The following is a 3,071-nucleotide window of genomic DNA, read 5'->3' as shown; positions in this document are numbered from 1 at the left end:
GTGGTGGTGGGTGACGAGGTGGTGGGCGATGTGGGTGGCGAGGGTGCCGGTGGCGCCGGTGATCAGGACCGTACTGTCGGGACGGAAGACGGAGGCCGCAGCCCCCGTGGGGACCGCCCGGGCTAGCCGAGGTGCGAGGAACCGTCCCCCACGGACGGCCAGTTGCGGCTCTCCGGTGCACAGAGCGCCCCGAATCGAGGAGGTGTCCTGGCTGTCGGTGTCGAGGAGCACGAACCGGTCGGGGTGCTCGGCCTGAGCGGAGCGGATCAGGCCCCAGACGGCAGCGTGTTCCAGGTCCGGGATGTCCTCGGGTGAGGTGACCACCGCGTCACGGGTGAGCAGCACGAGCCGGGAGGCGGCGAACCGCTCGTCCGCCAGCCAACCCCTTACCAGCTTCAACGCCCAGTGCAGTGACCCTCGTTCGCCGGGCGGGCAAGGGGCGGCCACCACGTCGGGTGCGCCGGGAAGGTCGGCAAGCCCCTTCCCGACGGACAGCCGGACCACCTCCGCCACCTCTGCCTCCGGGGTGGAGACCGGCACCCACTCCACGCGGAACAGCGCGTCCCGCACACCGGCCGCGACGGCGGCGCCCGCCGTCCCGCCGGACAGCGGCCGCAGCGCCAGCGAGTCGACCGTCAGGACCGGACTGCCCAGAGCGTCCGCGGCGTCGAGCCGCACCTCGTCCTGACCGGTCACGGCCAGCCGCACCCGCAGCACCGTCGCGCCCGTGGCGTGCAGGCGCACCCCCCGCCACGAGAAGGGCATCAGCGCCCTCGCGCCGTCCTCGGCCAGGCCGCTGAGGCCGACCGTCTGCAGCGCTGCGTCGAACAGGGCCGGGTGCAGCTCGAAGCCGGCCGCGTCCCCGGCCGAATCCTCCGGCAGAACGACCTCCGCGAAGACCTCGTCGCCGAGCCGCCAGGCCGCCCGCAGCCCCTGGAACTGGGGCCCGTACTCGAAGCCGTTCTCCCGGAACCGCTCGTAGCGGCCGTCGAGGCCGAGCGGCTGCGCCCCGGCCGGCGGCCACACGCCGCTCAGGTCCGGTCCGGGGCCGGAGCCGAGGCGGTCCGGGCTCAAGGTGCCGCCGGCGTGCCGCGTCCACGGCAGGCCGTCCTGAGCCGCGTCCCCGTCGGGCCGTGCGTGCACGCTCAGGGAGCGCCGGCCGGACTCGTCGGGGGCGCCGACCCGCACCCGGAGCCGCAGCCCGCCGTCCTCGGGCAGCACCAGCGGTGCTTCGAGGGTCAGCTCCTCCAGCAGCGGGCAACCCGCCCGGTCCCCGGCCCGTACGGCGAGTTCCGCCAGCGCGGTGCCGGGCAGCAGGGCGGCACCCGCGACACGGTGGCCGCGGATCCACGGCTGCCCTGCGAGCGAGACCCGGCTGGTGAACAGCAACTCGTCGCCGTCCGCGCTCTCCAGCACGGCCCCCAGCAGCGGATGGTCCACCGCCTCCAGGCCCAGCGAGCGTACGTCCCCGGCCGCGCCGGACGCGGCCTTCGGCCAGTAGCGCTGCCGCTGGAAGGGGTAGGTCGGCAGATCCACCCGACGGGCGCCGCTGCCGGCGAACAGCGCCGCCCAGTCGACGCGGGCACCGCGGGCGAACACCCCCGCCACCGCCTCCACCACCGACACCGGTTCAGGGCGGTCCCGGCGCAGCGCGGCCGCGAAGGCCACCGCGTCGCCCGGCAGGCAGTCCTCGCCCATCCCGGACAGCACGCCGCCGGGGCCGAGTTCCAGGCAGCTGCCGATGCCCAACTCGCCCAGCGTTCTCATGCCGTCGGCGAAACGCACCGCCTGCCGGACATGGCGCACCCAGTAGTCCGGGTCGGTCAGCTCCTCGGCGGTCGCCGTACGACCGGTCACATCGGAGACGACCGGGATCAGCGGATCGCTGTACCGCAGCGACCCCGCGACCGCCCGGAACTCCCCCAGCATGGCGTCCATACGGGGCGAGTGAAAGGCATGGCTGACGTTGAGCCGCTTGGTACGACGTCCCCGCTCGGCGAGTTCGGCGGCCACCGCGAGCACCGCGTCCTCGTCGCCGGACACGACGACGGACCGCGGTCCGTTGACGGCCGCGACGGACACCCGGTCCGTACGACCGGCCAGCACCTTGGCGACCTCGTCCTCGCCGGCCCGCACCGACACCATCGCCCCGCCGGACGGCAACTCCTCCATCAGCCGGCCACGGGCCGCCACCAGCGCGCACGCGTCCGGCAGGGTCAGCACCCCCGACACATGCGCCGCCGCCAGCTCACCGACGGAGTGGCCCAGCAGCGCGGCAGGCCGCAGCCCCCACGCCTCGACGAGCCGGAACAGCGCCACCTCCACGGCGAACAGAGCCGCCTGGGTGTACTGCGTCCGGTCGAGCAGCGCCACCTCGGGTGTGCCCGGCTCGGCGAACACGACCTCGCGCAGCGGGCGTTCGAGGTGCGGGTCCAGGCAGGCGCAGATCTCGTCGAAGGCCTCGGCGAACACCGGGTGAGCGGCGTGGAGTTCACGACCCATTCCCGGGTACTGGCTGCCCTGTCCCGTGAAGAGGAAGGCGGTGCGAGCGGCTCGGTGACCCGCGCCCGTCACCAGCCCCGGAGCACCGTCCGAGTCCCCGGCGAGCGCCGCGAGGGCCGCGTCCAGCCCCTCGCCGCAGTCCAGCAGCACCGCCCGGTGCTCGAACGCCGAACGCCCGGTGGCGAGCGAGAAGCCCACATCGACCGAGTCGGCGCCTCCTGCGCACTCCCTCAGCTGTGCCGCCTGTTCGCGCAGTGCCTGCGCCGACCTCGCGGACAGCACCCACGGCACGACCGGCATCCCGGCCCCGCGCTCCGGCGCGTCCGCGGAGGGCTCCTCCACCGAGGGCTCCTCCAGTACGGCGTGCGTGTTCGTGCCACTCACCCCGAAGGACGACACCGCCGCACGGCGCGGCCGGTCGGCGACCGGCCAGGGCCGCTCCTCGGTCAGCAGTGACACGGCGCCGGAGCTCCAGTCGACGTGGGTGGAGGGGGTGTCGACGTGGAGGGTGCGGGGGAGGAGGCCGTGGCGCATGGCCATGACCATCTTGATGACTCCTCCGACGCCGG

General features: G+C 74.6%; 1 protein-coding gene. It reads right to left on the bottom strand.

Translation table 11 applies throughout. The features are described 5' to 3' along the window. On the bottom strand, positions 1-3,048 hold a 3,048-nt coding region (locus tag IE94_RS0133975; protein WP_157849441.1), incomplete at its 3' end, for an acyltransferase domain-containing protein. Positions 3,049-3,071 lie beyond the last annotated feature (23 nt).

The organism is Streptomyces violaceorubidus (assembly GCF_000717995.1).
Classification (GTDB): domain Bacteria; phylum Actinomycetota; class Actinomycetes; order Streptomycetales; family Streptomycetaceae; genus Streptomyces; species Streptomyces violaceorubidus.
Note: the sequence above shows the minus strand (reverse complement) of the source record. Positions and strands in the feature narration are given on the sequence as shown.